Origin of the sequence: Emticicia agri (assembly GCF_004168285.1) — a bacterium.
Lineage (GTDB): Bacteria > Bacteroidota > Bacteroidia > Cytophagales > Spirosomataceae > Emticicia > Emticicia agri.
This window is the reverse complement of the sequence record NZ_SEWF01000046.1, coordinates 45909-52679: the sequence shown is the minus strand read 5'-3', so window position 1 is coordinate 52679 and position 6771 is coordinate 45909. Positions and strand designations below refer to the sequence as shown.

Below are 6771 nucleotides of genomic sequence, written 5' to 3'. Positions count from 1 at the left end.
TGTATTATCAGAAAAGGATCGTATCAATTTCATTCGTAAGGCATTTGTACTCATAGATTTGCATGGCAAACTATTGATAGCCGATAGAGAGTTTATAGGAAAAGAATGGTTTAGCCATTTGCTTGCCTTTGAGTTAAATTTTGTTATCCGCTTACGTAAGGGGATGTATCGTAAACCAATCGAAGATAGTGGCTACAGTTATGAGGAATTAGAGATGAAAGCAACAAGAAAAGGCTATTCTCAGGCTATTTTTACTGTTTGTGGACAAAAATACAGAATTGAGATGTGGCGTTCTGATAATAAAGGTGAGCCTATTATCTATTTGATTACCAATGTTTTAAATAAAAAAAGAATCGGAAAACAGTATGCAAAACGTTGGAAAATTGAATATTGCCGCTTCGGCGGTCCGATTTAAGCATATGAAGACTAATGGATTTAACTTAGAGGATATGTCATTAACTGATTTGAAAAAAATCCGTTTGATGATTAGCTTAGTAGTTGTCGCCTATATTTTAGCAATAAGGGAAGGAATTATTCAACAAAAAGTGCAAAAAATTAGAACAATAAAATACAAAAATGGAGATAAATATCCTGCCGTCTCTATTTTTAGAAATGGATTGCAAGCTATTAGTAATTGTATAATTAGCTGGTTTGATTTGAACAAATATTTGTCCTTTATTAAGAAAAAAAAATATTCAATAATCCAAATTGTATAGTAGTATATATGTAGATATAATTTTGCCCATTAAACTATTCGTTCAGAAAACAGTTAGTTAAAAAAACTGCTATTTAGGTATCAAGCCTATAAGTACCCAAGCCTTTAAATATTAGAAACTGATTGGATTTATCGGCAATTATCGCTTAGTTTAGACCGAAAAAATCACGTTTAGCCATTTTATAAGCATTAAATACCCGACATTATGTTTCAATTTTTACACAATGATGCTGACTCTGAAATAATTGAGGGGATTTTAAAAGGTGGAAGAGAAAGACAAAAATGCGAAAATATACTCTACGAAAAGTATCTGTACTTTATCAAAGAGGGTGTCAGGAAACATCAAATTGAAGAACATGAATCTGCTTCTGTTTATTCAGACACCATATTAAGTGTCATTGACCACATTCTCGGTCGTCGGTTTGAAGGGCGTGCTTCTTTAAAAACTTATATTTATCAAATTTTTTCAAACCAATGTGTTTCCCTTATCAGAAAAAAAGCGACAAACAGGGCAGCGCCAACTTTTGACACCGTTTTACTTTCTGAAATAATGTATTTAATGGGCGATGATACCCAAAGTATTATTCAGCAAATAATTGAACAGGAAGAGGAAACAACTTTGTTACAAAGGCTTGATGCCGTAGGTAAAAAATGCAAAGAATTATTATTATTATGGGCCAACGGGTACTCTGATAAGGAAATTCTTGATATGCTCACTTATAGCTCTGTTGATGTAGTAAAGGTGAGTCGTATGAGATGCATTGATAAACTTAGAAAAACTTATTAGTCATGGAAAATGAATTAGCTTTAATTGAAAGCTTTTTTAATAATGAACTTTCTGAACCTGAGCGTCAGGCGTTTGAAACAAGGTGTAAAACCAATCAGGCTTTTGCCGAAACTGTTGCACTCTATGTAAAAACTAAATATGGTTTTACACAACTACAACGAGCCAAACGCAAAGCAGAATTTGAAGAATTAAGAAAAAAACATAAAATGCCGGTAATGGCTACTGCTGCTGTAAAATACTCTATTGCAGCCATCATAGTTATTTGTATTACTATACTGAGTTGGTGGTACTTGTCAGAACCGAAACTCACAGAATTGGCCGATGCATACATAAAAGAAAATTTTTCGACTTTAAGTACCACCATGTCGGCAGATAAAGATACTTTTAAAAAGGCTATTTCGCTTTTCAACGAGGGGCAATTAACAAAAGCGGCGGCTATTTTTGATAGCCTGGCAGAGTACAATAATCCTGAAGCCCTGAAATATGCTGGTATCTCCTACTTACGTCTACAAAAATATTCGCTGGCACTTGAACACTTTGCAACACTACAGAAACAGAATCTACAATCAAATCCGGGTACGTTTTATTATGCCCTTACCCTTCTGCAACGCAATCAGAATAATGACCTCACCGAAGCAAAAAAACTCCTTGAAAAAGTACGTAACGAAAAAACAGAAGGCTGGCAGGAAATAGAAAAATGGAGCTTATAAAAAAAATCAGATTTTTTGTTTACCTATTTTATTAAACAGCGACTAACAGTTAAAATAGGAAAATAAGTTCTCATGAATCCTTAAATGACTATTTGCTAAATTGACTAAATCAAACAGGCAGAAAAGCCTTAACCAGATTGCTGAATTATTAAAATTAAACCTCTGGGTCGTAAAAAAGACTCCTTAACAGCTTTTGCGATAATTTCTATAACCAAACAAAATTGGTTTCGTAATAATCCGGACTGATGCTTTAGAAAAAGCGTTTGAAGGGTTATTGCGTTGCTCAAACAGAAACAACTGCGTAGCTGTGACTAAAAACCATATTAAAAATACAATTATTTGTAACGCTATTTTTATAAACTTAAAATTTGCGGATTAACCTGAAAAGATGCTGTTTACCTATTAGAGTCTCTTAAAAGTACCTGTTCATTAAGGCAATCGTATATTTTGCGTATAGACTGATTCGTATATCCCAATAGATATATTGCTGTGACTAAATTCTATTCCAGAGAGGAGTATAGCTGTCTTTTCCCTCTGTGAAAATCAAACAGGGCATTGCCTTATCAATTCTTATTTCTAAGATTAAAGGGTTATAAAAACAATTGTTTTGTCAGGAATAGTATTCCTGACAAACAAAGCCCTATTGTCATTTTTTTAATAAATACGCCTTATCAATAAGCATATATGACAGCTGATTAAATCAGATGGGGCTATTGCTTTGCATTTACAGAGAATTTCACACAACATAATAACCAGAATCAAATACCTCATAAGTATGAGTTAAAACCCGCAAACGCTTTGTACTAAAAGTTACTTTCATGTGAATACCAATTTGAAATCTGATAAGCATTTATTTTTCAGACAAGGCCGTGCTATGTCTTTTCATAAGGATTCTATGAAGTTTTCAATCAATTATTAATCATAAAACCAAATCTCGCACAATGAAACAGTAATCAAATCTCCGGTAAAAAGCTGTGTACTAAAAATTCCCTTTGATGTACTACACCTGTTAAAATCTGATAGCTGCCCATAAGCCAGCTAAGGCTATGCTTTTGCCCTTTTCGAAGGGATATGTGACTAATTACCTCAAATATTAATCAAAAAACCCAAAATTTCGTAAAAAATGGAAGAAATCTGGAGTGCCAATTTTGCAGACTGGAAAATAGAAGGCCAGGAGCTATTTAAAGATGCTGTTTCGTTAGACGGCGATACCATCAAAATTTCTGATCAGGAAAACCCAATGGTAAGTTATACACTTACTTCGCCACTCATCAATGCCTTAGATAATCTGACTTATACTGATGGTTTTACTGATATTGCTATTGTGGCCAATGTAAAACTATTCATCAATCAAGGCGACAACGCCTTCATTTGTATCCACAACGCACACAATGATTTCTGGTTGAATTATCAGGTTTTCGGAGACTCAACGCTTGTAAGCAGCACGCCTAACAGTAAGAATCTTTATGACATTATTGTGCCCGTGCTTACTTACGACAGCAATGAAAGCACAGATGTGCAGGTAGTACTTAAGCCGCAGGCCAACAGCGATTATGATATTTTAGGCGCAGTTACTCAGCTTAAACTGAGATTAGTGATAGACCATACTATGACTCCGCCCCAAAAGTCTTATTTCGAGGTCAGAAACCTGAAAATCATGGGACAACCGATCTCTGCTTTAGAAGCATTAGAGGGAGAGCCAGATCCTGGTACGGGTGGGCCAAAAATACCTCCACCACCAATCAGATAAAATGCTTGGTAGTTTTAAAAAAATAGAATAAATTAATGGGTGCTTAACCTGGTTAAGCACCTATCCTTAGCTCATTACTTATGAATAAAACTTTAATACTCTTTTTATTTTTTATTGTTTTTAGCCTAACTGACAAGTCATCTGCCCAATGTCCATCAGACAGTAGCGTCAAGGCAGCTATAAAAAAATCAGCCTCTCTCCCACTTGATCAGAATATCGCTCAGTTAGAGCGCCTATATAAAACTTCACTGACTTGTGCAACAATTCAGGATTCTACCAGAGGGAATATTTGTAGCAATCTCACCTACCATTATTACTTAAAAAATGATGCACATAAAGCCCTACCTTACATTAAGTTGAGTCTTAAACAATGGGAAAGTTACGCTAAGCAGAAACCGTTAGGCCTTACTTATGCCGCCTATGGTGCAGGGGCTTACCATCATCTCTTCCAGAATTACCTGGAAGCCATTAAATATTATAAACTAACCATTCAATATGCTACTGACCCCTATTGGAAAGGCTATTCATTGAAACTAATTTCAGATCTGGAATTAGAATTAGGTGATTATGAGAGTATGCTCAATTCTTTAAATAAAGCAGAGCGTTTTGCCGAAAACTCTAATCAAAGCCATTTGCTGCAGCTCATGAGTCAGATTTATAATAGCAAAGGTATCGCTTACAGTAGGTTAGAAAATGAGAAAAAAGCGATTGAAAGTCTTCAGATAGCACAGAACTTTTACCAGAAATCTTTTCAGATTTCGAAAAATGATGATGGCGAACTAAAAGGGAATATCTATGCCAATATGGGTATCAGCTATTATAACCTGAAAGACTTTAAACTAGCCGAGACCAATCTGAAGAGAGCGGAGCAGGTTTTTATTCAACTCAGATTTAATTATTTAATCCCCATGCGGATTCACAATAATCTGGGGATTTTATATACCGAGTTTCATAAATACAAAGAAGCAGATAGGGTTTTCAACAAAGCCATTACTGCCCTTCAAGGAAAAAAAAGCGTAGAACTTAGTAGAGTTTATCTGAATTATGCCACTAACCTGCGTGAAGAAAACAAAGTAGATTCTGCTATCAAAACCTTAGAAAAAGCCCTGATGGCGTTTCCTTTATTAGATATTAAGAAACAGAATTTCGGTATAATCAGAAGTAAAAGAACGCTTTTTTATATATTGAGAGATTATGGCAAAAGCCTGTTGATAGCTTATCAGAAAAACAAAAAACCGGAAGTATTGAGCCGCTCGATTCAATACCTCTCTTATGCTGATCAGTTACTGAACCTGATGCGACAAGAACATCAGGGGCAACAATCCAAGAGTTTCTGGCGGGAACACTCCCGTAGCCTTTACGAATCAGCCATTGAGGCTTGTCGTTTAGCCAATGATTCTCAAAAAGCTTTTTATTTTCTGGAAAAATCGAGAGCTATTTTGCTGTTAGATGATTTAAAAGAGAATAATGCCCGTCAATTTTTATCGACACAAGAAAAATTAAAAGAAAAAAATTATCAGGACCAGATTTTTGAATTGCAGACCCAACTCGAAAAACAAACCGAAAATTCGGCACTCTACAAAGAAACTTACAAAAAACTATCGGAAGTTAAAGACCAGTTTACCGGGTTCAAGAAAGATTTAGAAAAACGATTTCCTGCTTATTATGCAGCCAAATATAACGAAGACTTCAAAGATTTAAGCACCTTGCAGCAATGGCTTCAGACAAGTCAGCATCAGGCTTTTATCACTTACTTTGTAGGCGATAGTGCTACATACGCCATGAAAATAAGCCCCGAAACAACTAAACTGATTAAGATAGCCAAAGACCAACAAAATCTTAGCAGTCGGTTTATGAACTTTTGCAGTAATATCGACTCACTTAATAAATCTTTCCCTGATTTTTTAATCCTCTCAAACCAGTTATACACTCACCTGATTCAACCGCTTGCATTAACGGAAGGGAGAATCATTATTTCTTACGACGACCATTTTTTGCCCTTTGAGGCATTCAGCCGTACAGCAAAGAAAGCAGACTTCCTGATACAATCCTTTGCCATCAGCTATGCTTATTCAGCAAATTTTCTTTTAAAGAGTATTGAAGCTAAAAATCAACAAACCTCATGGTTTAATCGGACATCTTTTCTGGGTGTAGCTCCCGTTAATTTTGCCAGAACACTTTCAGTTGATAAACTGCCTCTATCGGCCACTTCTTTAACCAATATTGAAAAAACATTCAGTGGCCATTTACTTCTGGGAAAAGAAGCATCCAAGCATGCATTTATGACTCAGTTTCCTGATTATCGGCTGGTGCAACTATATACTCACGCCGATACCACCCATAAAGGGCCTGTTTTTTATATGCAGGATACTCCTGTATTTGTTTCAGAGATTAATCATGCCCAGACTATCAAGACCGAAATGATTGTTTTATCAGCCTGTAAAACCGGATTGGGGAAAAATATTAAAGGAGAAGGAGTTTTTAGTTTGTCAAGGAGTTTTTCTGCTTTAGGTATTCCCTCATTGATTACTACTTTATGGAGTGTTGATGAGAAATCAACCTATAGCCTGACAGAATTTTTTTATTCGTACCTGAAAGACGGCCTACCCAAAGATGTTGCTCTGCAAAAAGCAAAGCAAGCATTTATGCAGGCAAACAACCGTAATTTATTGCCAACCTTATGGGCATCTTCTATTCTGATAGGAGATACTACTCCTGTTGAAAAACCGGATACAGGGCTTATAATTCTAACAGGTGTTTTGCTTATAGGGGTTGGCTTATTTTTACACAAGAGATACAGGAAATGATA

At 35.6% G+C, this 6771-nt stretch carries 6 protein-coding genes; all 6 read left to right on the top strand.

What is annotated here, in order from left to right; genetic code table 11:
* Window positions 1-415, top strand: a 415-nt coding sequence (locus EWM59_RS22425) for a transposase (RefSeq protein WP_165372270.1), incomplete at its 5' end; no start/stop codon positions are given.
* Window positions 366-716 (top strand): hypothetical protein, encoded by a 351-nt coding sequence (locus EWM59_RS22420; protein ID WP_130022438.1) that lies wholly within the window; start codon window positions 366-368, stop codon window positions 714-716. The genes EWM59_RS22425 and EWM59_RS22420, both read left to right, overlap by 50 nt.
* Before the next feature lie 204 nt (window positions 717-920).
* On the top strand, window positions 921-1502 hold the full coding sequence (locus tag EWM59_RS22415) for an RNA polymerase sigma factor (RefSeq protein WP_130023491.1): 582 nt from the start codon (window positions 921-923) through the stop codon (window positions 1500-1502).
* 2 nt (window positions 1503-1504) lie between these two features.
* On the top strand, window positions 1505-2212 hold the full coding sequence (locus EWM59_RS22410; protein ID WP_130023490.1) for a hypothetical protein: 708 nt from the start codon (window positions 1505-1507) through the stop codon (window positions 2210-2212).
* 1123 nt (window positions 2213-3335) lie between these two features.
* The gene (locus EWM59_RS22405; RefSeq protein ID WP_130023489.1) at window positions 3336-3962 is read left to right on the top strand and encodes a hypothetical protein; all 627 of its coding nucleotides are present in this window, start codon (window positions 3336-3338) and stop codon (window positions 3960-3962) included.
* A gap of 80 nt (window positions 3963-4042) precedes the next feature.
* Window positions 4043-6769 (top strand): CHAT domain-containing protein, encoded by a 2727-nt coding sequence (locus tag EWM59_RS22400; RefSeq protein ID WP_130023488.1) that lies wholly within the window; start codon window positions 4043-4045, stop codon window positions 6767-6769.
* Window positions 6770-6771 lie beyond the last annotated feature (2 nt).

Coding starts and splice junctions, on each gene's coding strand:
- EWM59_RS22405 (WP_130023489.1), top strand. CDS start 3,336: ATGGAAGAAATCTGGAGTGCCAATTTTGCAGACTGGAAAATAGAAGGC.
- EWM59_RS22420 (WP_130022438.1), top strand. CDS start 366: ATGCAAAACGTTGGAAAATTGAATATTGCCGCTTCGGCGGTCCGATTT.
- EWM59_RS22415 (WP_130023491.1), top strand. CDS start 921: ATGTTTCAATTTTTACACAATGATGCTGACTCTGAAATAATTGAGGGG.
- EWM59_RS22410 (WP_130023490.1), top strand. CDS start 1,505: ATGGAAAATGAATTAGCTTTAATTGAAAGCTTTTTTAATAATGAACTT.
- EWM59_RS22400 (WP_130023488.1), top strand. CDS start 4,043: ATGAATAAAACTTTAATACTCTTTTTATTTTTTATTGTTTTTAGCCTA.